Origin of the sequence: Bacillus cereus, from assembly GCF_002577405.1 — a bacterium.
GTDB lineage: Bacteria > Bacillota > Bacilli > Bacillales > Bacillaceae_G > Bacillus_A > Bacillus_A cereus_AU.
Genome location: NZ_NULR01000011.1, coordinates 67720 through 94471 on the forward strand (window position 1 = coordinate 67720; position 26752 = coordinate 94471).

Sequence of the window (26752 nt, forward strand, 5' to 3'; positions counted from 1 at the left end):
ATTTTGGGGATTATTCCTGTTCTAACCAATCCTCTACATGCTTTATAAACACATCTAAACAATCAATAAACGGTGAATGACCACAGTCTTCTAATACCTTCAACTCCGCATTTGGCAATTGCTGTGCTAACTCTTCACCGACTACTTGCGGTACGACGTAATCTCTGTCACCTTGTATAACGAGTGTAGGAGCTTTAATGCGATGAATTTGTTTATTTCCCTCTACAACTCCATTATGTTCATCTGAAATATTAAATGTAATGAGCGCATAATTCACATCTACGAAATTACGCTGCGTTAACATATCATCTAAATACTTTTCATAACGATCTGGTTCAGGTTGGTTATTTGTATATATTAATAGATTCCATACTGTACGGTAATATAATTTATTCATATTTTTTATCGCATCTAGTACTGGAGCGATTTGTACTGGATCTTGCGCAATTTCTTCTTTCGTCTTTACTAAACTTGATACGATTGGTTGCCCGTTAATATCTTTTTTAAAGATTGGATAACCTTTCATTCCTACTGATTCTACTAAAATTAACTTTTCTACAAAAGTCGGGTGATTTGCTGTAAATTGCATCGCAACACCACCGCCCATTGACCAGCCCATTAATGAAAATTTCTCTAGTTTTAATTGATCGATAAATAGTTTTACATCTTCAGCAAAGTCTTGTAATGAATCTATCGACTGATTATATGTTGATTTTCCAAATCCTCTTAAATCAAGAGCGTAAATATGATATTGACCTTGCAGTTTTTCAATGACTAAATCCCAGTGTTGTGACGATGTCATGTTACCATGAATGAGTACAAGAGTTTCTGTATTTCGCCTTCCAACTTCCTGATACGCAATCGTTTCTCCATTCGATAGTGAAACAAACTCCATTGTTGCAGGCTTAATCATCACAAGTTCCCCCATTCTTTTAATAGAAAGAAAATTCTTTATTTAATTAAAGAATACCATGTAGAATATATGTTCTCAACATAAAACCTCTACGAAATTTTTACATAAATCAACATGTCTATTACTAGACAATTACTATAAAAAAGTATATAGTTAGCTAGGTAACTAATTTGAAAGGATCCAAATACATGGACGAAAAACAACATTTTTTCCACATTGTTAGTCAAACTTCTCGTAAGTTCACGAAGAAATTTAATGAACGTGTATCTCCAACAGGATTATTTAGTGCGCAATGGGCTGTTATTTTCCGCATTAATCAAAGTGGATCTTGTACCCAAACAGAATTATGTCAGTATTTAAATGTTGAATCACCAACGATGACTCGTACGTTAACACGTATGGAAACGATGGGCTGGATTATACGTACTGAAGGAAAAGATCGCCGTGAAAAGTTGATCTCATTATCTGATACTGCACTAGAAATGATTCCCGTATGGCAAGAAGAAGTTGATTCCTTTGAAGAAAAGACGCTAGAAGGTATTAAAGAAGAAGACTTACATCAAGCTTTTCAAGTGTTACAACAAATTATTAAAAATTTAGATTAAATTGGAGGGATGACGATGCAAAGTGAAAAACTTTGGACGAAGGATTTCCTCGGAACTTGTTTTAGTAGTCTATTTCTCTTTTTAACATTTTACATGCTTATGACTACTCTACCCGTCTACGTTATAGACGGTCTAAAAGGAAAACCTGAGGAAATTGGTTTAGTTGCAACTGTTTTTCTTATTTCATCTGTTTTATGTAGACCATTTACAGGAAAATGGCTCGATGATTTAGGAAGAAAGAAAATATTATTTATTTCACTATCGCTATTTTTAGCCGCTACTGTTATGTATTTCGGTGCGCAAAGTTTATTTTTATTACTTGCCCTTCGTTTCTTACATGGCATTGGGTTCGGGATGGCAACGACGGCAACGGGAACCATTGTAACTGATGTAACACCAGCTCATAAACGTGGTGAAGCACTTGCTTATTACGGTGTATTTATGAGTCTACCAATGGTAATTGGTCCTTTTTTAGGTTTAACAATTATTTCTCATTTTTCATTTACTGTACTATTTATTGTTTGTTCGGTATTTTCATTACTCGCATTTTTATTAGGATTAGTAGTGAATATTCCTCATGAAAAACCAGTAAGTAAACAAAAACGAGAAAAAATGAAATGGAAAGACTTAATTGAACCATCCTCTATTCCAATCGCTCTAACAGGATTTGTGTTAGCCTTTTCTTATAGTGGTATTTTATCCTTTATTCCTATTTATGCAAAAGAGCTCGGTTTAGGAGAGGTTGCTAGTTACTTCTTTATTGTATACGCACTTGTTGTTGTAATTTCTCGTCCATTTACAGGAAAAATCTTTGATCGTTTCGGTGAAAATGTACTTATTTATCCAGCTATCATTATTTTCACAATTGGGATGTTCGCTTTAAGTCAAGCACAAACTCCGTTTTGGTTCTTAAGCGCGGGCGTATTAATCGGTTTAGGCTACGGAACATTAATTCCTAGCTTCCAAACGATTGCAATTTCTGCCGCTCCAAACCATCGACGTGGTTCTGCGACAGCTACTTACTACTCGTTCTTTGATAGCGGCATTGGCTTTGGTTCTTTCATTTTAGGTATCGTCGCTGCGAAATCAAGTTATCATAATATGTATTTTATCGCAGCTATTATCGTTGCGTTCACTTTACTTCTATATTATGGATTACACGGACGAAAACAAAAATCCAAGAAACAACGTACAGACGGACAAGTATCCGCTTAACATAAATAAGGAAAGTAAACTTCTCCGTTTACTTTCCTTATTTTGTATTTCTTTCAATAGGAGCGTATACTTATTATAGAAACGACAAGGAGGGACCTATATGAAACTAAAAAAATCTCCCCTACTCTTACTCTTACTCACATTTTTATTTGTAATTACAGGGCTTGGTTTTACTTACTTCAAACATAATAAAATGACTCCATCTAAAGATAATGTCACTAAGAAAAATTGGTTAGACGATCCGTACTTACGTTGGTCGTACACGCATATGAAAGAATTCACTTTAATTAACGAGGTAAATAATAACCCTAATCAAATTTCCCACTTCCCTAATGCATTACAAAACTTAGACGATTTTGCTGTGGAGCGTGGATTTGGAAAGACAACTCCCCTAAAAAAACTGTTAGACGAAAACAAAACAGATGCTTTTGTCGTTGTACATAATGGACAACTTGTTTATGAACGATATTTCAATGGATATAACGAGAATGTTCCTCATGGAATGGCATCAATAGCAAAAGTATTTACCGGGGCAATTATACAATCTCTCGCTGAAGAAAACCTGATTGATGTAGAAAAGACAGCTGACACGTACATAAAAGAATTAAAAAATACACCGTTCGGGAAAGCGACACTTCAGCAATTAATGGACATGCAAGTTTCTGCAGAGTACCCGACTCACGGATATGTGCAGCCTGGACTAGAAAATCAAGATGCGCAACTATATTTAGCTAGTAATATTTTACCCCGCGGCAAAAATTACGATGGTCCTATGAACATTTATGATATGTTACGAGAAGCTGAAGAAACTGCACCGCCTGGTTCTGCCTTTTCTTACAATAACGGATCAGCTGAAACGCTCGCTTGGGTTATTCGAACAATCACTGGTAAATCATTAGCTGAAAATGTAAGCGAACGAATTTGGTCTCAAATTGGTATGGAAGAAAATGCCTATTACGTTACAGATGAAACAAAAGTAGAACAAGCAAGCGCTGGTTTAAATGCAACTGCTAGAGATATGGCAAGATTCGGTCAACTATTATTAAATAACGGTCAATATAATGGAAAACAAATCCTCCCTTCCTCTATTACTGAAAGTGTGAAAAATGTACAAGAAGGTGAACTAGCAATCGGCAACGGTGCATCTATTTCTTATCATAATCAATGGTGGATTCCGCATAACGAGCAAGGTGCCTTTGAAGTGTTAGGCAGTTACGGACAAACGCTTTACATCGATCCGAAAGCAAACATGGTAATCGTCCACTTCTCTTCTAACGCTGCGCCAAGTAATGAAATACATTCGGTTTATTCCGATATGTATGTTGATATTGCCCATCATTTGGAGAAGCTTCCACAGTAGTGGAAGCTTTTTTTATTGGAGTGTTTTATTTACAGCAAACCTATAAGTTATTAGAAGATACTGCAACAAGAAATACCATTTAAAAAAAGAATCTCTCTTGATGAAGAGAGATTCTTTTTTTATTTCTTTTTCTTTTCTGTCGGTTGACTTTGTTTAGCGAAATTAGATGAATCATCGAAATTCGGTTGCTTTTTACCAGCATTATTACTTCTACCTTTTCCCATATGTAATGCACCTCCCCTCCTCCTTACTATTCCCAATAAAAAAATCCTCTTGCATCCAAGAGGATTTTTTTATTGGCTCTTATTCATAATGCTTAACTGTTCTCGTAGTACTTCTAACACTTCCAGTCCTGCCATAGCTTTTAACCACAGTGTTGATGGTGGCCATCATGCGTATGATTATGCATCCGTCTTGGCGTTTTTCTTTAAACAATACCTAAGTTTGGTTTCAGTCTTCGATTGCTTGGGAGACCGTTGTCCAGAAGTCTTGGATAAGATGCGATGGGGCTGGAGTGGACATCCCAACCTGGGTGAACAGGATTCCATTAAGTTATATTGCTCATTGAAGGGTATCGCCAGCATTTCCCCCCCATGCTAAGAAAAATATAATAAGCTGCCCATATAATTATCGTTATCGATAGTTAATTGGTATTGTGATGACCGTACTATAAATCGGTGTTATTATTTATCTTTATAAATGGAAAAGACAGACCTGATGCGATCAGAAACGCTCTTAAAACAGATGAAGTTCCATTGCTATTGATACTTGATAATTCAACATAAACATTTCATAAGCGGTGTTATTTAGGGATGCATAAAGGGAAACCAGGTAGGAGCAAAGTCAGCTGCTGCATTATTCGTAAGACGAGTCTGGTTGTTTCCATCTACATTCATCACATAGATCTCATTGTACCGTCTCGGTTTGAGGTAAAGGCAATTTTTTGACACTCCATCTTCTATAAACTCTTGATATCACTCACTTTTTTACTTTCCCTATCTCACTCTTATGCTAAAGGTTCCGTAAGGAACGGGTTGTATTTTTGAGAAAAACACTCAAAAATCTCCACCCTTAGAATCAAATTTTTTTTCGGCTCGTGTACTTTTCTCACCAAGCCGACAGACAAAAAGAAAATTTCAGATCAAAAGATAAATAGCTCTTCGGGAAGGGCTGTTTTAAATTAAATAAGATAATTTGACATCTAAAACAAGTATTTAGAGTTTTAATCTTTATTACGTGGTGGACAATTACACTTGTTGTTATTAGAGGATGGTGTTACATAAGGAGGTGGTTGAGTTGATATTTCATTCTGAGGTAGTTGAGGTGGTTGAGTTGATACTGTATTAAATCGTTTTATATGTTGTGGTGCTTGAAATGACATTGTCTTAGGTGGTGCTGCATTAGATGATAGCATTTGAATATGTGCTGCATCAGGTGATATTAATATAAAATACTTGTTATAGATTTTGTGGTTTTTAGGGGACATTTTAGTCTTCCTTTCTTTATTATTGATTTAGATTGTTTGTGATTTTTATGGACAATCTTGAAAATATTCGCTTTTTTTAGCTTCAGTACATTGAGCTTCTGTTACTCCAATAGAATGATCTTTTAATAAACCTTTATACATAATGTTGTCGTCAGTATCAACATGGCCGGCATTAGGTGAATATTTCAATAAAACGTGTCCTAATTCATGAGCGAGGATTAGTTCAGAGCGAGGGTATATATAGACGTTGTTTTCCGGGGTAACTATGTCGGGTAGACTGTTTGTTATAACAATGGCTGGACCAGAAGGAGTATAATAACCGCCACATCCTAGGGCTCCATCGCCTAGGAATGGTCCTTGTACATAGTATACAGCGATATCTAGTGGTCTTGTTTGACCAAATGGGGAATCATCCTTTCCTGGTCTCTTGGCTAACCATTGTTTGATAAAACCTGGATCACTACCAGGGTTTTGAATATTATCAGGAAGCGAATTATAATCAACACAAGTAAGCACATTTGGAGTTTCTGGAAAAAGTTCCCGTGGAGCGAATTCTTTAGCTTCATCTGGTATAAGCCCATCTGGAATGCGTCCAGTTGTAACGATTGGTCCTTCAATATCTTGCATTATTGGTGTGTGATTTTGATCTTGGAAACGCCATCTTATATCTAAATTACATTGCTTTCCCCAAATTTTTTGAACTTGTGCTACATGTCTACTGAATTCCTTTTGAGTCATATTCGATCCAGGTGCTTTATATGCGTCAATTATTAGACAACGAACTGTCATTTTCTCATCTCCTTAAAGTCGAATGCTATAAAATATTCAGAGGTAATTAATATGGATTGGATAAATACCTGTTGTAATGACAAAAAGTACTGTAATTAATTATTTGTTTTTTTATCAATATATCGCCTTCTGAATCAATTTATTGAAGGAGGAGTCCCCGAAATGAGTTGTTTAGATTGAAATCGTAGAGGTGAAATAAGTGATTAAATTCAGTATAAAAAAGTCCCTTTAGATTTTCTAAAGAGACTTTTCATTCACATAATCTTATTTATAGTTAAACTAAAAATAATGTGGTTAGTGAATATCTAACAGGTCAAATCAATACGCTATTACCAGGTGAATTTACCAAATGGAGGAGGAATATTAATGTATGAAAAATTGGATACAATATTATCTGAAAATAGTTCAGATAACTACTTCTATGATGATGAATTTATGTATGTACAAGAGTTGATAAGTGGATTTGCTGACATTGATTGGGCGAAATTGGTTCGAAGTCTAAAAGACAGAGATGATAAGTATAAAATTAGATTAGTATATTGTATAGATGAAGATACTGGAATGAATGGATTCAATTTATTATTAGATTTACTCAATGAGAATGATGAAGTAGCTGAATATGTAATAGATTCTTTGCGTTCTTTTAACAATGAAGAATATAAAAAAAGAATCGCTTCCAACAAGAAAATAATGGATAAAGCAGAGAGTTTACTGAAAAACGCCAGTCTACCAGTTAAGAGAATTTTAGAAACATTTTTACAGCAAAATAAACAGTCTTAGTATTTTTATATTTGGGGTATCGCCACATCGCGATCAAGCTAATAAAAAGAAATGCCCCTAAATAAGCTATTCTTTCTGTAGAATCATAGGAAAGGATGGCGTTTTTTATGTCTATTTCTGTGTCTGATGAATTACAACTATTTGCTCAAGAGATTCAAAGTTTTTTATCTCCAAATACCTTACGGGACCTTGCTAGAGATGTTGGTTTTGTACAACGAACTAGTAAGTATAAAGCCATATATATGATTAAAGACTATTTTCTTCTTCTATTCCAAACTATACAAAAAAACACCCAAGAGCTATCAAAGGTGTTACTTCGTCTGTTCAACCTCCTACAGCAAAACGGGCGGAAATCCCATCGATATGAGAAGAAAACAGTCTTTGATATATTAGGTGTCGTTTACAATTGTACCATGTCTGATAATCAAGCGGCTTAATTCAAAAAAGGAAACCCATTAGGGTTTATTTCGTATGCAAATCTTTAAATTCCCTACGCATAGCCTTTAGAAAAAAGAAACAGCCTCTACTATAATTGACTTTGTATGAGCTTAGCTTGATAGCGATGCGGTGCTACCCCATACCCATCAAGCTAAGATTTTAAAGTACCCCTTAAATGGAGATTTTGTGTTTTTATGGTACCGAAGTTTATTTTTATCGTTTTGGGGAACAACAGATTTTTAACTTGATAGCAATGTGGGGCGGAACCCCTATTAAAGGCATTTCCCGTACTAAAATAGAAGGTACTTGCAATTTTAGTACGAATTCCAGTTGAATTCATGTTACTTAATCGTTCCCATTGCACCAACTTTCACATTTACCTTAACGTTTACATCTCCCTTTGCTAATTCATTATTCCATTTATTTTGGACTTTTTTCCATTCTGGATATGTGTAAGTACTTGCATATCTTCCAAGACCAATAGGGTCGATTTGTGCAGTTTGTATTTTTTTTATTAATTGCTTGAAATCAGCTTCCAGCTTAGTTTCAATCGCCTTTTGTAATTTTTCTGCGTCCTTTCTTGTATTAAACGAAAAAAGTCGTTCTGTAATACCGATTCTCATCTTTACATCTACATCAAATATAAAATGATCATCATATCTTGCTTTTGTCTTTACTTTAATACCATAAGCAGTAAAACTTATCCAATCTTTATCTTGGCTGTCCGCCTTTATTTTAATTGGCATTGTAAATGAAAACTCACCTGTAGTTCCTTGTTGCAAAATACGTAATAGTTTGTTTTCATCAGGTTTTAGCGTTAATTTATACCTTCCCTTTTCATCCAATAAAGCTGTACCTGTCACCCATATTTTATTCTTTTTTTTCACCTCAGTAATATTTGCTGTTACCCCTTTGTCTGCTCTTTGTTCATGTAATTCTTGAAGCGTTGTTTTTACTGTGATGTTTCTTAAAGCAGCGGTATCAACTAGTTTCGTTAAATATATAGGAAGCCGCGGCTTTTCTTTTGGGCTATGGAAGATGACGTCCGAAACAGGTCCATCTACAGCGACAACCCTTGCGGTAACTGTATTTTTGGGATCTCGATAAAATGGATCGAGGTAATTTTCCCAGTCTTTTCGTTTCAGTAGCCTTTTTCCAATTAAAAAAATCTGTGTTTTACTTCCCGCGGTAAGCGCCATAACAGTAGCATCAAATTGGTCTCTAGATTTTCGAACCGTAGCAGATTTTACACCAGTGGTTTCTTCTTTTACCTTTGCTTCTTTATTGAAAACAGGGCTTGACATATACACTAATAAATTATCATTACGATCTAAATCGATACCAAGAATAAGAGTAAGAGAAACATCTTCAACATTTGTTTGATCAAAGCATCCAGTCATCATGAACACCGATAACAAAATTAAACATAGTACTTTTCTTTTCAATGTCAATGTATCCTCCCCTGGCGAAACTTCTCATATAGACAGCAATACAGCCATAAAACGATAGGTGATATATAGGTTAATCCAAAACCAGCATTCGATAATGTCTGTTGCCAAGTTTCGGCTTCATTCCAACTAGGATGAGTCCAAAATATGAGGCCGATAATGAACAATAAGAGAACAACTACATGCGAGCTGTAATCTTGTTTTCTAATTAATTGGCTTGAACAAAATACAGCGCAATATATAGCGGGAATCCATGCTGTGGATACAACGGGTAAATAAATGGCCAATAAAATCATGTCAAAACGTTCTAAAAAACGAAATTCAATTACTTTCAGTAAATTTAGTACCGGTTGATTATATTGCGTAATGCTCTCAGGGCTAAAATAGGCAAAGCAAACAATAGTAGCAAATAAATAAAATAACATCGTTAAAGTGTTTGCAATAACCATTCCATGGACTGCATACTGTTTTTTTTGTAAAAAGGGATATAAAAAGAAGGCAATATCAAACCCTAAATAAGCAAAAATAGTGGTCGGTACAGCCATGAATACAGGTTTCCACCCTTCTTTTAAAAGTGGGAAAAATGGCATCCAACTTCCGTTCCCTTTAAGAGGGATCAAAAAAAATAACGGAATCCAAAGAAACATATAAAAAATAAGTTCGGAGTATCGCCCTAAAATACGAGGACCGTTACGTGCAACAATGAAGGTAGGAATCGAAAATAAAAAGATAACGACATAGTCAGGTGTTTTTGGAAGAAGCCATCCTTTAAGATAGAGCATAGCGTTCACAAGAACGCTACAAGAATAAAAAGCGAAGTACATCATGTAAATAACAACGAATGCTTTTCCTACTATTTTTCCAAATAATCGTATAAGAATGTCATAAATCGTGTCCTCGGGATATCTAGCAGCAGTCTTCACCATAAAAACACCTGATATTGTGGAGAATATCCAGCCAATCATTATAGCTATCCATCCATCCGTTCCAGCTTTTTCTGCAAGCAAGCGTGGAAGCGATAAAACGCCAGTGCCCACCTGCATTCCATTAATTAAAAGAATGTACTGTATAAGCGTAATGTCATTATAGGCATACTTTTTCATAGTTTCACCTTTTATTTTGATTCTTTCCTTGTCGAATAGATTGAATGGCTCTGGTACCTTTAGAACGCTTTCTTAATGCCCATAAAGGTAGGCGTATGAAAGTATCTTTCATATCCGCAAAGCGAAATGGTGCTAATGGCGTTCCGTAAGGAGTACCTAGCGATTCAAGACTAATTAGATGTCCAATTAAAGTCATCCACCCGATAACAAGTCCAACAATTCCAAATAAGGCAGCTGCAAGCATCATCGGAAAGCGTAAAAGTCTTACTGCCGCTCCCATATCATAATTAGGGATAACAAAGGAAGAGATGGCGGTAACAGCAACAACAATAATCATAATGTTGCTTACAATTCCCGCTTGAACAGCCGCCTGTCCAATAACAATACCACCTACAATTCCAACTGTCTGACCGATCGGAGTAGGTATCCGTAAAGCCCCTTCTCTCATCGTTTCCAATGTTATTTCCATAAGTAATGCTTCCATTACTGGAGAAAAGGGTACGCGCGTTCTTGATTCTGCAATAGATAAATACAGCTCTACAGGAATAACTTCAAAATTAAAGGAAATAAACGCAACATAACTCGCAGGCAAAAATAAAGCAATCATAAAGGAGATAAAACGAAGCATCCGAATAGACGAAGCAACTAACCACCTTGTACCGTAATCATCCACGCCTTGAAAAAAGGAAATAAAATTTGTTGGAGTAATTAACACATTGGGCGAATGATCCATTACAGTTACAAATCTGCCCTGTAGAATGTGAGATACTGCCAAATCAGGTCTTTCAGTTAATATAAATTGTGGAAACGGTGAGTACGGGTTATCTTCAATGAATTCTATAAGTTCGCCATTACTAGCAACAGCATCGACTGTAATATTTTGAATCCGTGTTTCTAATTCCTTTAGCACATCTTCAGAAGCTACATCTTTCAAATATAAAATAGAAATCCTCGTTTTGCTTCGTACACCAATTATTATTTTTTTTACTGCTAACTCACGATGGGGAATATATCTTCGAATCATTGCGATATTTTGACTTGCAGTTTCTGTGAACCCTTGATGCGCACCTTTTAGAGCTATTTCGTTATGAGCGTCTTCAACATTTCTTTGTGGCCATCCTTTCGTATCCAATTGATGTGCTGTTGTTCGACTGTGGAATAATAAAACACTATCTCCTCCAAAAATAGCATTTTCAATCTGACTCCACGTATCAATAATTTTAATTTGTCCTAATGGAATTGGAAGTTCTTTATTGGTATCAAAATCACTATTCATCAAAGGACTTAGAACATGATTTTGAATCAATTCTTTATCTGTTAATCCAGACAAATATACTAAAGCTGCTTCTAATCCATCTACTTTCATTTGAAACCGACGAATTACTAAATCAGGTGCTTGACGGAATATATTCTGAATATCAGCTATGTTTTTCGATAAATCAGTGCCTAAGAGGGAGTCCTCAATATTTTTTTTCTGAAAATGAGTATTGTCTCGTATTGAAAATGACTTAGGATTGTCTCTATATTTTAAACGCTTCAAAAATTTAGCCATGATTCCCTCACTTTCTATGTACCTTTTATGATATGTTTAGTATGCATATATTAAGAAAAAATATCCTATTAACTAGAGAGGTAACATGCGAATTATTACTATAAAGTTTTTGGTACATATTTCATAAAAATCACGTTGCTATTCTCAATAACATGAGAAAATAGCAACGTGATTTCAACTTCAAGAATAGTCTTTTAAGTTGGTGGATGTGTGGTGCTACCCCATGCCCATCAACTTAAGGTTTTGAAATCCCCCCCAAAAAGCGAAAATCCCCCCTCCGCAGCTGTCTATAAGAATTCAGCTCATTTTTTCGTTTTGGGGAACAACAGATTTTTTAACTTGATGGGCATGGGGTACCGCCAGCATTTCGGAAAAAATCCATGCTAAGAGCATGCAAGATTTTATACAGTTTTTCGGCTAATCCAGTAACAAATGAGAACCTTAAAATCCACGCCAAAATAGTAATGTATAAAAAAATGAATAGAGTTATAGAAAAAGAAAAAGGAGATTCCTTGTGAGAATAAAGGATCTCTTTTTCTTGCTACCAATAATGAGACGTTATGTTAACCGAGCATGAATCTGATATATAACCTACTTGTCATGGTTACTGTATTCATAATTAAAATCCTTTAAAGGTAATAGAAATTATTATTAAATGGCTATATGAGGCTCCGTCACATCGCTATAAATTTTAAAATATGGTTAGAAGATTTGCGAATTAATTATGATATACTTTCAACTAAGTAAAAAAGCGCCCTGTAAACAGGGCGCTTCGCTCCAACCTAATGACTAATATTAGCAGTTGGGTATAATGTTGTTCCTCCAATTGAAACCTTTATTTCATTTGTTAATGGAACATTTTGTTCATTAATTATTGTTCTCCACCATTCCCATGCAAGACCTGTACATTCTCTCGCTACGACTTTTACATTTTTTGAATTCGGTGGAAGTGGTATAACTGTAGAGAAATGAGCAGTTTTGTCTCTGCCGCTTCCTTCCCAAGTTTTATGTGTTAGTACTTCTTTTCCATTTTGATCATATGAGAATTCATCCCAAGATACATCAAATTGAGCAACATATGCTCCGTAATGATCAAGCGTCATTTTAGCACTTGAATATTCTGTAGTTGTAGTCTCAATATAATCTGTATTGTTATGAACAGCAGCAGTTGAATTATCTTTTAAGAAAGTGCTTGTATATGAAATTGGGTATGCTGGATTTTTAAGACTTAATTCTGCATTATCTTTAATAATATTTCGGATTTCATTAAAATCTTTTGTAACAACCTTGTTATGCTCTTTTGCATCTCCGCCTAATACTACAGCGGTAAAGGTACTTTCTTCAAAAATATCTTTGTACTGTCCACTCGTTTCGACGCTGTTATTCTTAAGTAAGGCTTTAAAGGCAGCTTGTACATCTTTGCTCTTAGATGTTGTTTCTAATTTCACATAAATTGTTCTGCCATACGCTACATTTGACACCATAACAGGCGGAGCTACATTACTTACCCCTTTACGAGTTAACTCACCAAAAGTAACACTATTATCAAAAAGATCTGATGGATTATTAGGAAGTTCAGCACTTACGGTATAAAATATTTGCTTATATGCCGCAACCATCACTTTTTTCTCTCCATTTGCAATCGCATTAAAGTCAATATTCAGCCCATTATCAAGATATTTAGCGTTAACATTAAGAGCACTTGCTATTTGTGATTTACTATAAACCATAGATTCTGAATACTGCATTCTTGCAGGTAACGTATGTGTTGTTGAATACTTTTCATTCCAAGTAGATACTAAATCGTCTACTGCTCCAGACACATTACCATATGTCGGATTTGGGACAGTTATTGTATTTTCTTTTCTCATGCCAGGTAAGTCTATACTAATATTCAAAGGTTTTCTCTTAGCCACTAATAAACTAGGTTGATTATCTGCAAAAGCTTTATTTGCAAGTTGTACTGCTCCTGGATAAGTACGATTAGCCACAGAATCAATAATCGAAATATCAACTGGTGACGTTGTAAGTGATTTTTTCTCACGCTCAACTACTACAAATTTACCATTTGAATTGATACTTTCTTTCGGAACAAAACTCTCTACTTTATCACCATTTACTGCTAAAATATCTCTACTATCATACTTTAAATTTGCTATGCCAGTATTAATGTCACTAGCATTTTTTGTTGCATCAGTTGCATTGCCTGTTTGTGTTTCTGCGAAGGAAATAGATGAATAATTAATAGTGCATAAACTAACTAATAAACATGCTAGGAATTTTATTCTTTTATTATTTTTCTTAATTTTCAGAATAATCACCTCGTTCTTTTTTTATATTAAGATATGATAATGACTTATAAATGATTGCTAATTAATAAACTTACATAAATGCTTTTAAAAGTTCTTGAACTAATGGAATTACTCCACCTAAAAATTTCAAAACTGCCATTGCGATTTCCATATTACTTCCTCCTCTTTGTTGTATTAAAATGTGTTGAATATTTATGCTTTCATTATAATAAGCTTTTGCATTTGCATCAATTCATTTTTATATGCAATATTACATATTGAGTGGATAAGCAACTTTTTCTGTTAGGTTGATAATGGTGCTACCCCATACCCATCAAGCTAAGCTTATATAAGTTTAATTTCATATGAGATTTTTTCTTTTTTCTAAAAATCCAGTGTAAGTTCTTTAAAAATTTGCATACGAAATAAATCCTATCGGGTTTCATTTTTTTGATTACGCTACATGATTTTGAGATATAGAAAAGTTGTATACGACACCTAAGATATCAAAGACTGTTTTCTTCTCATACCTATGAAATTTCCGTCCGTTTTTCTGTAAGAGATTGAACAGGCGAAACAATATCTTTGTTAATTCTTGAGTGTCTTTTTGTAGAGAGTGATATATTAGCGGAAAATAATCTTTTATGATATAAATCGCTTTATATTCGCTTAATTCTCGTTTCTTCTTGATGAGGAGTAATTGGCGCATTTGAAACATGGTGGAGGAACAAAGAAGTAGACTAATTGATCCACACATAATATAACTCTCCTTTCTAGTTATTAGAAAATGTTTTCTATTCTCTCTACTATTAAATGTAGCTTGTACATTTTTTGCATATTATGAAAGCGGAAACCCCCATGTAAGTCTTAACTTATTTCAATTCTATGAAACTGCCCTTTTTCTGAAATCTACCATTTCACACAGACGGATCTTCTAGCACGAACATATTTATATTAATATAAATAACAATTCTAAAATGAAAGGAAAGACGATTATAAATTGAATGTAAGAGTGACATCAAATAATTCCTCTCAAAATGAACCCAGTGTAGCTGTTAATTTGTCAAATCCGAATACCATAGTCGCAACAGGAAATGACTTTCGATTAGGAGATACCCGAACAGGGTTGTATCGATCGACTGATAAGGGAAAAACTTGGACAAACAATATTTTACCAATACCTGCTGGATTCACGGCGGCAGCAGATGCTGTTGTAAACTGGGGAGGTGATAATTTCTTCCTAGTTTCAGGACTTGTTTTTAATAGAAATGTCGCTGGTGAAGGAGTAGACGGAACCATTGTGGTATATCGATCTACTAATAATGGACAAACCTTTTCGACTCCAATCATTGTCAATCAAGGAAATGGTATAGCTGAACATAACGATAAAAGCTATTCTGCAATTGACATATCCAGTAAAAGTCCATTTAGAGGTCGGGCCTATGTCAGCTACACCCAATTTACGAATAATGTTAATTCACAAATTTTATTTCACAGATCTACGAACGGTGGCGTAATCTGGTCTGCACCCGTTGCAATCACTGGAGTCATCACAGGTAATACGTTCGTTCAAGGCTCCAATATTACAGTAGGGCCAAATGGCGAGGTTTATGTCGGATGGATTGAGCGGCAACAATTCAATTTAGGTAACAATGCATTCTTTAGAATTCGTCGTTCTAATGACGGTGGGGTTACTTTTGGTCCAACCATTACCGTTGCCCAAATTACTGCCCTTCCTTTTACTTTGAACTCAAATGTTAACAATTGGCAATTCAGAACCCCTACTAATGCATTTCTTGCTGTAGATCTTTCTAAAGGCCACAATAAGGGGAGAGTGTATGCTGTATGGAATGACTATTCAACCGGAAATGCGCAGATCCTTTCTTCTCACTCCGATAATGGCGCTAACTGGTCAACACCTGTGAGAGTAAATAGTGAAAATCCTGCTAATACCCAGAATTTCCTTCCGTTTCCAGTTGTTGATCCGTCATCTGGAAAAGTCAAAGTCGTTTACTATACGAATCGAGTTTCCGGAGCAACTAATTTAGATGTTTTCCTTTCCGAATCATCCAATGGTGGAAACTCTTTCTCTAAACATAAACGAGTCACAGATCAATCCTTCAACCCTAATACAGGAAACGCATTATTTATTGGTGACTATATTTTTGCAGCAGCTCTCCCACATGATGGATTGGTTACGGTTTGGACAGACACTAGAACTGGTAACCAAGATATTTTCGCTGAAATACAGTCAGGCAAACCTAAACCTCCTAAACCTCCTAAACCTAAGCACAAATAACAAACATTGTCTTCCACTAAGTGAATACTGTATACAAATCTAGTTAACATAAGTCAAATTATCGGAGCAAGGAAAACGGACAAACCTTTGATACAATTGGGTTTGTCCGTTTTCTCTTTGTATCGTGCTATTCATGATTTTATACATTGTAGAGATATCGGAACTTTTCAGGTTTATATTTCTTTTATACGAAAGGCTTTAACCTTACACTAGATATCGTTATTTTTATGTTATTGATTGCCGGTCTTATTTTCCACCGGACTCCGATTCAATACATTCGCGCTTTTTCAGATTCTACGAAAAGTGCTTCTGGCATTTTACTTCAATTTCCGTTTTACGCAGGAATTATGGGTATGATGATTGGAGCAAATAGTGAAGGACTTTCACTTGGAGGAGCTATTTCTAATTTCTTTATTAGCATTTCAAACGAAACGACTTTCCCGCTCTTTACATTTTTAAGTGCTGGCATCGTTAATATTTTCTTTCCATCTGGTGGCGGTCAATGGGCTGTACAAGCACCAATTATGATTCCAGCTGGCGCTGAACTTGGTGTACCTGCTGCAAAAACAGCGATGGCCATTGCGTGGGGCGATGCTTGGACGAATTTAATTCAACCTTTCTGGGCATTACCAGCATTAGCGATAGCTGGTTTAGGGGCTCGTGATATTATGGGATTTTGCGTTGTTAACTTACTATATGCAGGTTTTATCATTAGTCTATGCTTCTTATTTATTTAAACGAAAAGCTAGTTTTATACTAGCTTTTTTATATAATAAATCATTTATTTCCCATGCAATTTATAATCTTTTTCCACTCTATCTCCGTAAGGTTTAATGCCTCAAACGCAAAAAAATATTCACATACTTTTTCAATCAGATGTGGATTTCCCCTCAAGAAATTCCACCGTAACGATTTAGGAAGAAAATATGTTTCATATTCTTTACTTCCCCGTACTATCTCATCCACTTCTCTTTCACAAATTCCTCTTATTAAATAATCATTTCTTAATTGTATTTGAATTTGCCCGAACGTTTCGCTACATTTCTTCAATTGAAGTAAGCACATAATATACGTCCGAAAAAGTTCATCATCATACTGACAACACTTTATAATACGATCGATTTCATTCATAATGTACGAGCCTTTTCTTTCATAGTTAAAGCTTCCCCTTCTCTAACATCTTCTCTACAACTTGCACGTTTTTCGAACTTTGCAACAATCGGTTTAATACTGTAAGTAACTCTTCTTTTTCTAAACCTTGCAGTTTCGCTTTAACCGTACTCTCACCAGCACCTTGAATATCATAAACAACTGCCGCCATATGTTTACAATAATTTTCATATGGACACTCACAGCTACTTTCTGTAAAATCTTCAAGATCAATAACCACTTCATAGTTTCCTGCATTTCCAGTAACGAAAGCAAATACTTTCTTGTCGTGTATTTCAACATCTTCTACATGTCCATCTTCATAATATTCATATCCTCTATCAACAATATATTTCGGAATATACTTATATAGTTCTTTTAATAAATAAGCGTACATAACAGCACCTCCCTCTTCCTTTAATTCCCTTTTGACTTCCAAAACCCTGCATGTTATTCTAATAACTGTCAACTAGCGAGTCTATATGACAAAACGACTGACACCTATTCGGCGGAGGTGTCTCTTTTCATTTGCAGCCGATATGAAGTGCCTCTTTCAGGCACATTCAATCTTTGACACTACACACTCAACACCATTCCCTGTATCAGGCTGCATTAGCAGTCTTTTACACTACATACTTCAAAAAAAAGAGAGCCTAGCTCCCTTTTCTCGCCTTATAAAATACCCCTTTTTCAGCATAGAGATATTCATCATCAGCTAAAGTAATTTTCCCATCCAGTTTTAGTTCGTCTAATAGCCTTGATAAATAAAATTGATGTAACATCTTTTTCGTGAATTTTCCTTCATGATGCGAAACGATATGTTCTTGAATATCTAACAATGATATTGGCTTATCTTGCTCTATCATATATTCATAAACTGTACTACGCAGTTTTACGTATTTTTCGAGTGTCACAGTACTTCGCAACCCCTTTCTTCTTATTAAATGTTTTTCGTAATCGGTTTTTTTGCAACAAAAAAACCTCTCCGATAAGAAGAAGTTACGTATATCTTCGTCTTATCTCCCAGAACAAATATGTTCTGCTGGAATTAGCACCTGCATCGCGGTTGCTGGGTTTCATCGGGCCAGTCCCTCCACCTCTCTGGATAAGAAAATATTCACTTTAAAGTTAACTATACGTAATTTCGTTTTAATTGTCAAATAAATATAAAAAATATAACAAATTATATTTTTCTCCTTACTGTTCATACTATACATATATGAACATTCAAGGAGGATTATGAAATGCATGAAAATGCTCGCGGATATGTACAAGATTCTTTTCAATCATTACAAGAAGCAAAACATTGTTTAGAAGAAGCGCTTCAAACTGTTGAAAAAGATTTTAATCGCGCTCGTATTGAGCAATCTCTTTATGCTGTCGAACAAGCTATTCAACGCTGCGATTACACCGTTCACATTTTAGAACAAGATTGAAAAAACTTCCCATCATACGGTGGGAAGCTTTTTCAAATGGCATACTTCATTATTATTGCCGTTATAATTAGAAAATATACAGAAAAATGCTCCCTACAATATGTAAGAAGCATGAAAGAGGCAAACGAATATGTAAGTCGCGACCCTACCTTATATGAGTATGCTTATCTATGTCATGTTATGCTCATCTAATATGCCGTATTTCTTTTTAAATCTTGTAAGGATCGTAATCCAAGATGTACTAAATAGTAGTAGAAAAATAACATTCGATATCGCGTGACTAAGATCGAAATAAAAACTTGCAGCATAGTAAGCAATAACTGTTTCCCACGTTGCTTCCTGTATAAACCCAAGAAGACCCCAAAAATTCATAATCCAGCCAAATAGAAATCCAACGGCAAATCCATATATGAGTCGTCCCCATAGTTTTTTCATCAAAAATGTATTTCGGAGTAATCCTGCTATGAAGCCAATCATACCCCACGAAAACATTTGCCACGGCGTCCACGGACCTTGTCCTAAAAAGATGTTAGACACAATCGCCGCTGTTGCACCGATCATAAAACCAGTTTCACTCCCAAACACAATTGCTGAAACGATAATGACAAAAGAAGTTGGTTGTACACTTGGTAAAATAGAAAATGGTACCCTACTTACTGCTGCAATTGCTGCTAATACGGCAACGAGAACAATTTCACGTGAAACAAATGCTTTCCTTTCAAATCGGACATAGAAAGGTAATATAATAACAGCTAATACAAACAAACTACTTAACATGTAATAACCGTCCATAATAAGTGTCGTAAAGAGTAATGTGCCTATTAGTAGTGCAAAAATACATATTATGAATGCAACATATCGTTTGGACACGCTTCGTACACATCCTCCCACGTTAATGCATATGGCAATTCTTTTCGAATGAATCGATTAATCGATGTCGTATAAAAGAAATTGCCGCTAAAAAACTCTTTCGGTGCATCATTCATAATAACTGTTCCATCAAATAACATCATGCATTGATCCACGTATTTCGCCGCAAACTCAATGTCATGCGTTGCCATTACAATTGTTGTCCCTTCTTTTTGCAACTTCTTAAATAGCTCTCCTACTCTTTTTTTCTTCCATGGATCTAGTCCCTTTGTCGGTTCATCAAGTAATAATAACGTTGGCTTTGACAATAACGTTGTACATAACGCGAGTAATTGTTGCTCTCCCCCGCTACAATCATGCGGATGGCGTTCTTTAAGCGAATGTAACCAAAACTGTTTTAGCATATCTTCTGCCATTTCTCTTCCTTGTTCTCCGTATAATTCACGTGCACGTTCATACACTTCATCCCACACTGTATCAAATGTAAAATGATAATACGGATGTTGCGACACATACCCGATCCTTTTAAACCGTTCTTTCGAATCAATTTTATGTACCACTTTCCCGTTCCACTTCACTTTGCCTCTTCTCGCTTTTTGTAACCCCGCTAAAATCGTTAACAGTGTAGACTTACCCGTACCATTTTTCCCAACGAGAGCTACCCATTTCCCTCTTTCAATCGCAACTGTTAAATCTCGTAAAATAAGCGGACTATTTTTTTCATATTGAAAAGAAATATGCTCTGCATTTAAAATTATTTCTTGTTTTTCGCACTGTTCCTCTTGCTCATCCCTAAATGATATCGCTGAAAAATCATTCATTTTCATTTGTGCTTCTCGTACTGTAAATGGAATATCTTTCGCATTCCACTCTAAAAACAACCTTGGAATTTGCGGAATAAATGGACGGAACTTTTCAACTCCCCACATTTTCGCTATAACCGTTTTCGGACTACCATCATACACAATTCGGCCGTTATCCATACAAACAACGCGTGTTGCGAGCGGAATTACTTCATCTAAACGATGTTCACTTAAAATAATCGTAATTCCAAGTTCTTCGTTAATACGCTTTAACAATCCTAAAAACTCTTTTGCAGCAATCGGATCTAACTGCGCTGTCGGTTCATCTAATAATAGTAGTTTCGGCTGCATAACTAATACCGCAGCTAAATTGACAAGTTGCTTTTGCCCGCCAGATAGCGTATGAACAGATTGGTGCAATAAATCTTGAAATCCTAAGAAACTAATAAGCTCAGCTATTCGTTTTTGAATAATATGAGATGGTAACCCGATATTTTCTAAAGAAAATGCTAATTCTTGAATTACTGTATCCATTACGAGCTGGTTTTCTGGATTTTGAAACACCATGCCAATTTCTTGTGCAGATAATAAATCTGGTACTTCCTCTAATAAAACACCTTCATAAAACAACTCTCCCGAACGCGTACCGATTGGAAGTAACTCCTTTTTAAAATGTTTTAATAAAGTCGTCTTCCCAGAACCCGATCCGCCCACAAGTGTAATGAACTCACCTTTTTGAACAGAAAGAGAAATATGCTGTAACGCTTTTTCGTTTTCATCAGCATATACAAATGATAAATTGTTTATTTCTGCATGCGCCACCATATCCACTCCCTTCCTTCCATCATAATTGGTAAACTAATAAACATCGTAAATACTACAAACATCATCCCGTCGTATTGCTGAAATAGCATAGATTCGACTTTCGGATAAATAATTAATTTTCCTCCGCCATAATTACTAAAGATGACAGCAGCTATAAATAGAATTATTAAATAACTGAGCATATACCAATCGCGTCTTTCCATTCTATATCGAATATACGTTGTACGCTTCGTTACACCAAATCCACGAGCTTGCATAGAATCAGCCGTTTGCAGTGCATCTTCTAACGAACAAATTAATAACACTTGTAGCAACTGCATACCATTTTTCACTCGCTCCACAATGGAACCTGCGTCAACTTGTACACCTTTCGTTTTTTGGACGAGTGTAATTTTCTGTAATCGCCTAATAAACAAAGGAACAAACCTCACTGTAATCATCGTTAACAATGCAACTTTCGGTGAAATTCTTGAAAACAAATATAAAAATTTATGACTCGAAATAATATCATTATACGACGCAAACGTGAACATAACCGCAACTAGTAATAACCCCATTACTAGTCCAAACATAATCGCCTCAAGTTTAATACGATTATCACCTAACCAAAATAACGTAGTTCGACCTCTATGTGTTAATAACGAATTAAATAAAATTACCATAAAAAAGAAAACGATTGTGCTCGGTAACATTTTTCTTATCTTTTCGCCATTTCCTTGCATCACGTTTAAACTAACAATTAATAGTATCGCTCCAATTAAAAAAAGAGGATGAAGACACATCATACATAGTATCATCACCCCGATATAATAGAAAAAATTCACAAAAGGATGTAAAGAAGAAAAACTTATTTTCATAGTCCTTTACCGAATGCCTTTCTTATTTTAATACAAACACCCACTCGATTGTATCTCCTGGTTTTACTGTAGCTACACCAGCACTATAGTTTGGAAAAGCACCGTTCACACGATATTTCCATCCACTAGTAGCGGTAACATCTTTTTCATATAAATCATTAATCCCTTTTACATAAATACCGTCTTTAGAACCCATTGCATCAACATCTAATCCCGTACGCTGCAATACTTTATAAACAGTATCGCCTTCTTGTACATCAATCTTTTTCGCACCTAATAAGTATCCTTCATTACCTTTTACGGAAATAGTAACTTGTTTTGCTTTAGGTTCTGGCACTGGATCTGGTTTTTTTTGTTCAGGAGTTGGTACTACCGGAGTCGGTATCGTTTTCTCCTCTTTATTCGGATCAACCTTTTGCTCCTGCTTCGGTGTTTCTTTCGGCTGATTAACAACCTTTGCTTCTTCTTGCGCTTTCGGTTGCTGTTGTTTCTCTTCTTGTGCTTTTTGTTGTTCTGGTTGTTTAGTAGCGGCCGGTTGTTCCTGAGGCTTTTCTTCTTTCTTTACTTCTGGTTGTGCCTGCGGTTGTTCCTGAGGCTTCTCTTCTACTTTTTGTTCTTGTTTCTCTTCTTGTTGTTTCTGCTCCGGTTCAGCTTCAACTTTTTTCTCTTCCGGTTTCACTTCTTCTTTCGGTTCTTCTTGTTTCGCTACCTCTTCTTGCTTTGGTTCTACCTTCTTCTCTGGCTGTACAGCTGCCTCTTCACATCCGGCAAGTAGCCCGAGCGAAAGCATTAAAGAAATGAACCATTTCACCTTACTCATATTATCTCTCACCTTTCATACGAAAATTAGGAGCAAATGATTGCTCCTAATTTTGGTTAAGCTGCTTTACGTCTCCATAATACATATGCGGAAGCAATACATAATACACCCATACCTACTTCTGCAGCCGCACTATGAGAAGATGCTCCTGTTTTTGGTAGCATGTTATCATTTCCGGATTTTTTATTTTTAGCCGGTTCGTTATCTACAACAACTTTTACATTTTCATTTTTTGTTTCTTGTTGCACTTGCTTTTGTTCTTGTGGTTCTTCAGTAACTTCTTTTTCTACTACAACATTTTCTGAATCCACATTAGGTTTTGTATCGATTTCAGGAACAGATACATTTGACCAATCATAAATTGATTTTCCAGGCTCTTTAAACTGAATTAAAGCTAATAACGCTTGCTCTGTAGCCATTCCGCTACCATTTTGATCACTTGGTAACCATTTGAATTCACCATTTGGAAGTTGATATGACAGTAGATTTTGCACTGCCTTATGAAGACGATTTTGATCTACATCTTTAACAAGTGATAATCCAATAATTGCTTGCGCAGTACTATTTGAATTTTCTTGTCCATCTGCAGAAAACCCACCATTTTCTAGCTGCTCTTTATATAAATACGCAACAGCTTTTTGCACAGCTGGTTTCACATCTGGTCGATCTTGATAAGGAGCTAATGCTGATAAAACCATAGCCGTTACATCAACGCTACTAGCACTTTCTTTACTGCTTGCACTATCATAAGTCCAGCCACCATCTGTGTGTTGTGATTGTAAAAGTGACTCTACTAACGCAACTCGATTCCATTTTGATTCAACTGGGATCTCATATTTTTTCGTATCAAATGCAAGTAAAGCAAATGCATAACCTGTAACAGAATTCACTTTATCTGATTCATACAATTTTTGAACTAAGTTATGTTCGCCTACCTTTTTAGGATCTGCATTCATTGCATTCATCATAATAATCGTTCTAGCTAAATCTGTTGCTGAAAAACGATTTATACGCTTTTCCACTTTTTCTGTTACTGCCTTTACATAATTTAATTTCGCCTCAATTGGTACATTCTTTCCAGAACGAGAAAGCCCTAAAGCTACCCAATCACTTTCAATTCCATCTTGTAACATCTTTTCAGACGTTTTGGAAATTGCTTCGTTTACTTGTGCTGCTGGAACTTGAATGTTCTCTTGCTTTGGTTCTTCTGGTTTTGGATCATCTGTCTTTGGTTCTTCAACAGTTTTACAAGTACCAAATTTATCTAATGTTTGTTGTAATGTTTCTTGACTCATATTGCTCCAGTCTGAAACGAAGCGGAATACAACAACGTCTCCAGACTCTAATTTATAACTATCTGCTCCAACTTGTGCAGATTTATCATTTACATCATACATCCAACCGCTTGTGTCCCCAGCCATTAAGCCGTCAATGCCTTTTACATACGTTCCAAACGACATCGTTTCAGATGTTACTTTGTCCCCCATGACTTTTTGCAGCAAACTTAAAGCTGTTTCCCCATCTTCAATTTGCGCTTCTTTCGGACATAACATAATGCCCTTTTGTGATTCACCAATAATTGCAAGTTTTGCTGTATTTCCTTCAGCAAACGTAATATGTACTGTATTCGCAAAAGAAACAAATACAAGTGTAACTGCCATTAACGACGTAAGCAGCCATTTTTTTAACATTGCCATCCCAAAATTTCCTCCCTTACTACCATTTACACAAAAAAAGGCCCTTCAAGGGCGTGCGGTTGACACTCTCTTTTTGTAAGTGCCGAACAAAAATGCGCAACACCTCCTACCCACATAATTCGTGGCTATATTTGTATAGGAAAAACAATTTCGTTTATGAACGTATCATTGTGATAACATTCACTTTTCAAGGTAAAACTAACTTCCATTTAAGTTATCGTAAAACGATAAACCTATACATTCTGTAAATTTTAAATTTCTGTATTATTTTACTATTGACAAAGAAATTTGTCCACGCTTTATCGGATTTATTTTCTAAGAATACTAACTTCCAATCTCCTAACTATGCAAACTCTTTTCACTAATAATAACGCCATCTTCATCAGCATAAACATATTCATTTGGCTTCCATTCCACTTGTCCAAATTGTAATGAAATATTTCGTTCTCCTTTCCCTTCTTTTACACTTCTATTTGGCATCGTACCTAACGCTAAAATACCAATATTAATATTCTTTAGTTCACTAGAATCACGAACATATCCATTCACAATAATGCCTGCCAACTTTCTTTCCTCTGCAATAGCTGCCAAATTATCACCGAGTAACGCACAATTCGTAGAGGCTCCTCCATCAACAACTAATACCGTTCCTTCCGGTAATGTTTGCAGTCCTTCTTTCACTAGTACATTATCATCCTTCACTTTTACCGTTGCAATTTTCCCGTAGAATTGTTCTTTCTTCCCAAAAGACCGAAAAGACTGGCGACATATTTGTAATTCTTTTTCAAACTCATCACATAGATCCGTAGTTTTCCACATCATTTTCCCTCTTTTCCTTTTTCTTTCTATATAACATATTCTTGGATTATTTTCGTTTCCCTGTCTAATGTTGCAATAATTTGTATGTAGACGAACGATCTTAGAAAACTAGATTGCAATTTTCTTCCGCAAAACCTTCTATACTATTGAAACGTTACGAACTACTTCAGTAGTGAATAAGAAAACAGCAAATACCCCGAAACAAACAACTTTTGTCGTTTATTTCGGGGTTACTTGACGTTTCTTTACTAGAAATACTTTTATTTATTTGGCAACGTATCAATATACTTTTTAACTACTTCATATACATATTCTTGATTTGCTGCTGCTGTATTTGGATTATATTTTCCGCCGTTTGTTTTATTGTTAGATAATACTCGAATTCCTAAAAATGGTACATCATACGCTTTTGCGATTTGTGCTGCTGCTGCACCTTCCATTTCTTCTACAGATGTACCGTATTTTGTATGGAACCACTTAATTCTATCAACTTCATTATTCCAAACGTCTGCTGAACCAATCGTACCTTCCACCACTTTACCTTTTGTGTATTTATCTTTTACCGCATTCGCCGCTGCAAGTAAATCCTTATCTCCCTCGTAGTATCGGATTTTCTCAGCATTTGGATCTTCTCCTGCACTTCCTTCAGAAGCCATTAAGTCCATAGATATCCATTTTGTCGGCTCAATTCCTTGATTCTCATCCATATTTGTTGTTTTTAATGAACCTATGTTTGCTACTTGTTTTCCTAAAACGATATCAAATACATTTAAATTTGGATCATGTCCACCTGATGTTCCTTGGTTAATAATCGCCTGAGGCTTATATTTTTCAATAGCTACTGCTGTAGCGGCAGCTGTATTTTCCATTCCTTTACCTGTTTTCGCTACGATTACAGGATAATTGTCGACAGTTCCTTTATAAAATACGAAAGTTCCAGACTTTTCTTCTTTCACATTTTTTAATCTTTTTGCAAAATTTTCAGCTTCTATCGGCATTGGCCCTTGAATTAAGATTGGTTTTTGATTGCTTTTTGCCTCAACTTGTTTCGGACTCGCATTACATCCCGCAAGTATCGAGAATGACAATGCAACAGTAGTTACTAGGGCAGCACATTTTTTCAACGTATTCTTCTTCATAAATAATCTCCTCTTTCTCTTGTTGTTTTCTATACTCGATGCTTTGGTCCAAACAAAA

At 35.6% G+C, this 26752-nt stretch carries 22 protein-coding genes, 4 pseudogenes and 1 riboswitch; of the genes and pseudogenes, 8 read left to right on the top strand and 18 right to left on the bottom strand.

The window, feature by feature from the left end:
• Positions 1-10 precede the first annotated feature (10 nt).
• On the bottom strand, positions 11-913 hold the full coding sequence (gene phaZ, locus COC96_RS14680) for an intracellular short-chain-length polyhydroxyalkanoate depolymerase (protein WP_142340005.1): 903 nt from the start codon (positions 911-913) through the stop codon (positions 11-13).
• A 188-nt stretch (positions 914-1101) separates the two neighbouring features.
• Between phaZ and COC96_RS14685 the strand changes: the two genes are divergently transcribed.
• The 3 genes from COC96_RS14685 to COC96_RS14695 all read left to right on the top strand — a co-directional run bounded on the left by COC96_RS14685 (position 1102) and on the right by COC96_RS14695 (position 4093).
• Positions 1102-1518 carry a MarR family winged helix-turn-helix transcriptional regulator gene (locus COC96_RS14685; RefSeq protein WP_141436489.1) on the top strand — a complete coding sequence of 139 codons (417 nt, stop codon included), beginning with the start codon at positions 1102-1104 and terminating at the stop codon, positions 1516-1518.
• 15 nt (positions 1519-1533) lie between these two features.
• A complete protein-coding gene (locus tag COC96_RS14690; RefSeq protein WP_098768980.1) occupies positions 1534-2733 on the top strand; it encodes an MFS transporter in 1200 nt (399 codons plus the stop codon).
• A gap of 100 nt (positions 2734-2833) precedes the next feature.
• Positions 2834-4093, top strand: a complete 1260-nt coding sequence (locus COC96_RS14695) for a serine hydrolase domain-containing protein (protein ID WP_098768981.1) — start codon at positions 2834-2836, stop codon at positions 4091-4093.
• A gap of 450 nt (positions 4094-4543) precedes the next feature.
• Here COC96_RS14695 and COC96_RS28705 read toward each other — a convergent pair.
• Together COC96_RS28705 and COC96_RS14715 are read right to left on the bottom strand one after the other, a co-directional pair.
• Positions 4544-4639, bottom strand: a pseudogene (locus COC96_RS28705) (serine hydrolase domain-containing protein); the annotation flags it as partial.
• A gap of 985 nt (positions 4640-5624) precedes the next feature.
• The gene (locus tag COC96_RS14715) at positions 5625-6368 is read right to left on the bottom strand and encodes a hypothetical protein (RefSeq protein WP_098267545.1); all 744 of its coding nucleotides are present in this window, start codon (positions 6366-6368) and stop codon (positions 5625-5627) included.
• A gap of 366 nt (positions 6369-6734) precedes the next feature.
• On the opposite strand from COC96_RS14715, the gene COC96_RS14720 reads away from it, so the two are divergent.
• The gene (locus tag COC96_RS14720) at positions 6735-7148 is read left to right on the top strand and encodes a hypothetical protein (protein WP_098267544.1); all 414 of its coding nucleotides are present in this window, start codon (positions 6735-6737) and stop codon (positions 7146-7148) included.
• Positions 7149-7369: 221 nt separating this feature from the next.
• Positions 7370-7585, top strand: a pseudogene (locus COC96_RS14725) (IS4 family transposase); the annotation flags it as partial.
• Positions 7586-7927: 342 nt separating this feature from the next.
• On the opposite strand, the gene COC96_RS14730 reads toward COC96_RS14725, so the two are convergent.
• From COC96_RS14730 to COC96_RS14755, 5 genes and pseudogenes are all read right to left on the bottom strand, one after another.
• Positions 7928-9031: a Ger(x)C family spore germination protein gene (locus tag COC96_RS14730; RefSeq protein ID WP_098769025.1), complete on the bottom strand. Its 1104-nt coding sequence runs from the start codon at positions 9029-9031 to the stop codon at positions 7928-7930.
• Between the two features lie 2 nt (positions 9032-9033).
• Complete coding sequence (locus tag COC96_RS14735) at positions 9034-10137, bottom strand: GerAB/ArcD/ProY family transporter (protein WP_098768982.1); 1104 nt, start codon at positions 10135-10137, stop codon at positions 9034-9036.
• A gap of 4 nt (positions 10138-10141) precedes the next feature.
• Positions 10142-11689 (bottom strand): spore germination protein, encoded by a 1548-nt coding sequence (locus COC96_RS14740; RefSeq protein ID WP_098768983.1) that lies wholly within the window; start codon positions 11687-11689, stop codon positions 10142-10144.
• 782 nt (positions 11690-12471) lie between these two features.
• Positions 12472-14010: an anthrolysin O/cereolysin O family cholesterol-dependent cytolysin Alo gene (gene alo / locus COC96_RS14745; RefSeq protein ID WP_098768984.1), complete on the bottom strand. Its 1539-nt coding sequence runs from the start codon at positions 14008-14010 to the stop codon at positions 12472-12474.
• Positions 14011-14434: 424 nt separating this feature from the next.
• Positions 14435-14725, bottom strand: a pseudogene (locus COC96_RS14755) (IS4 family transposase); the annotation flags it as partial.
• A 255-nt stretch (positions 14726-14980) separates the two neighbouring features.
• Here COC96_RS14755 and COC96_RS14760 point away from each other — a divergent pair.
• Both COC96_RS14760 and COC96_RS14765 read left to right on the top strand, forming a co-directional pair.
• On the top strand, positions 14981-16279 hold the full coding sequence (locus COC96_RS14760; protein WP_098768985.1) for a sialidase family protein: 1299 nt from the start codon (positions 14981-14983) through the stop codon (positions 16277-16279).
• A 179-nt stretch (positions 16280-16458) separates the two neighbouring features.
• Positions 16459-17016, top strand: a pseudogene (locus COC96_RS14765) (TIGR00366 family protein); the annotation flags it as partial.
• Positions 17017-17056: 40 nt separating this feature from the next.
• Here COC96_RS14765 and COC96_RS14770 read toward each other — a convergent pair.
• The 3 genes from COC96_RS14770 to COC96_RS14780 form a co-directional block, all read right to left on the bottom strand.
• Positions 17057-17410 (bottom strand): type I restriction-modification system subunit M N-terminal domain-containing protein, encoded by a 354-nt coding sequence (locus COC96_RS14770; RefSeq protein ID WP_098768986.1) that lies wholly within the window; start codon positions 17408-17410, stop codon positions 17057-17059.
• A gap of 25 nt (positions 17411-17435) precedes the next feature.
• On the bottom strand, positions 17436-17825 hold the full coding sequence (locus COC96_RS14775; protein ID WP_098768987.1) for an SWIM zinc finger family protein: 390 nt from the start codon (positions 17823-17825) through the stop codon (positions 17436-17438).
• A 256-nt stretch (positions 17826-18081) separates the two neighbouring features.
• Entirely contained in the window at positions 18082-18342 is a 261-nt protein-coding gene (locus COC96_RS14780) for a hypothetical protein (RefSeq protein ID WP_000171472.1), read from the bottom strand.
• 99 nt (positions 18343-18441) lie between these two features.
• Positions 18442-18540: riboswitch (SAM riboswitch) on the bottom strand.
• 132 nt (positions 18541-18672) lie between these two features.
• On the opposite strand from COC96_RS14780, the gene COC96_RS14785 reads away from it, so the two are divergent.
• A complete protein-coding gene (locus COC96_RS14785; RefSeq protein ID WP_097905386.1) occupies positions 18673-18864 on the top strand; it encodes a hypothetical protein in 192 nt (63 codons plus the stop codon).
• Positions 18865-19032: 168 nt separating this feature from the next.
• Here the strand turns inward: COC96_RS14785 and COC96_RS14790 are convergent, their stop codons facing one another.
• The 7 genes from COC96_RS14790 to COC96_RS14820 all read right to left on the bottom strand — a co-directional run bounded on the left by COC96_RS14790 (position 19033) and on the right by COC96_RS14820 (position 26694).
• Positions 19033-19734: an ECF transporter S component gene (locus COC96_RS14790; protein ID WP_098267536.1), complete on the bottom strand. Its 702-nt coding sequence runs from the start codon at positions 19732-19734 to the stop codon at positions 19033-19035.
• Positions 19707-21368 (bottom strand): ABC transporter ATP-binding protein, encoded by a 1662-nt coding sequence (locus COC96_RS14795; RefSeq protein WP_180234960.1) that lies wholly within the window; start codon positions 21366-21368, stop codon positions 19707-19709. The genes COC96_RS14790 and COC96_RS14795 overlap by 28 nt, the downstream gene beginning before the upstream one ends.
• Complete coding sequence (locus COC96_RS14800) at positions 21341-22219, bottom strand: energy-coupling factor transporter transmembrane component T (protein ID WP_098267534.1); 879 nt, start codon at positions 22217-22219, stop codon at positions 21341-21343. The genes COC96_RS14795 and COC96_RS14800 overlap by 28 nt, the downstream gene beginning before the upstream one ends.
• Positions 22220-22241: 22 nt before the next feature.
• Positions 22242-23039, bottom strand: a complete 798-nt coding sequence (locus COC96_RS14805) for a DUF4430 domain-containing protein (RefSeq protein WP_098267533.1) — start codon at positions 23037-23039, stop codon at positions 22242-22244.
• 56 nt (positions 23040-23095) lie between these two features.
• Entirely contained in the window at positions 23096-24736 is a 1641-nt protein-coding gene (locus tag COC96_RS14810) for a DUF4430 domain-containing protein (protein WP_098768989.1), read from the bottom strand.
• Positions 24737-25075: 339 nt separating this feature from the next.
• Entirely contained in the window at positions 25076-25555 is a 480-nt protein-coding gene (gene rraA / locus COC96_RS14815; RefSeq protein ID WP_098267531.1) for a ribonuclease E activity regulator RraA, read from the bottom strand.
• A 260-nt stretch (positions 25556-25815) separates the two neighbouring features.
• Positions 25816-26694 (bottom strand): 5'-methylthioadenosine/S-adenosylhomocysteine nucleosidase, encoded by an 879-nt coding sequence (locus tag COC96_RS14820; RefSeq protein WP_098768990.1) that lies wholly within the window; start codon positions 26692-26694, stop codon positions 25816-25818.
• Between the last annotated feature and the right edge of the window lie 58 nt (positions 26695-26752).

Bases quoted from the DNA above. Each gene is read 5' to 3' on its own strand.
- phaZ (WP_142340005.1), bottom strand. From the start codon at position 913: ATGATTAAGCCTGCAACAATGGAGTTTGTTTCACTATCGAATGGAGAA.
- COC96_RS14685 (WP_141436489.1), top strand. From the start codon at position 1,102: ATGGACGAAAAACAACATTTTTTCCACATTGTTAGTCAAACTTCTCGT.
- COC96_RS14690 (WP_098768980.1), top strand. From the start codon at position 1,534: ATGCAAAGTGAAAAACTTTGGACGAAGGATTTCCTCGGAACTTGTTTT.
- COC96_RS14695 (WP_098768981.1), top strand. From the start codon at position 2,834: ATGAAACTAAAAAAATCTCCCCTACTCTTACTCTTACTCACATTTTTA.
- COC96_RS14715 (WP_098267545.1), bottom strand. From the start codon at position 6,368: ATGACAGTTCGTTGTCTAATAATTGACGCATATAAAGCACCTGGATCG.
- COC96_RS14720 (WP_098267544.1), top strand. From the start codon at position 6,735: ATGTATGAAAAATTGGATACAATATTATCTGAAAATAGTTCAGATAAC.
- COC96_RS14735 (WP_098768982.1), bottom strand. From the start codon at position 10,137: ATGAAAAAGTATGCCTATAATGACATTACGCTTATACAGTACATTCTT.
- COC96_RS14740 (WP_098768983.1), bottom strand. From the start codon at position 11,689: ATGGCTAAATTTTTGAAGCGTTTAAAATATAGAGACAATCCTAAGTCA.
- COC96_RS14770 (WP_098768986.1), bottom strand. From the start codon at position 17,410: ATGAATGAAATCGATCGTATTATAAAGTGTTGTCAGTATGATGATGAA.
- COC96_RS14775 (WP_098768987.1), bottom strand. From the start codon at position 17,825: ATGTACGCTTATTTATTAAAAGAACTATATAAGTATATTCCGAAATAT.
- COC96_RS14785 (WP_097905386.1), top strand. From the start codon at position 18,673: ATGCATGAAAATGCTCGCGGATATGTACAAGATTCTTTTCAATCATTA.
- COC96_RS14800 (WP_098267534.1), bottom strand. From the start codon at position 22,219: ATGAAAATAAGTTTTTCTTCTTTACATCCTTTTGTGAATTTTTTCTAT.
- COC96_RS14805 (WP_098267533.1), bottom strand. From the start codon at position 23,039: ATGAGTAAGGTGAAATGGTTCATTTCTTTAATGCTTTCGCTCGGGCTA.
- COC96_RS14810 (WP_098768989.1), bottom strand. From the start codon at position 24,736: ATGGCAATGTTAAAAAAATGGCTGCTTACGTCGTTAATGGCAGTTACA.
- rraA (WP_098267531.1), bottom strand. From the start codon at position 25,555: ATGTGGAAAACTACGGATCTATGTGATGAGTTTGAAAAAGAATTACAA.
- COC96_RS14820 (WP_098768990.1), bottom strand. From the start codon at position 26,694: ATGAAGAAGAATACGTTGAAAAAATGTGCTGCCCTAGTAACTACTGTT.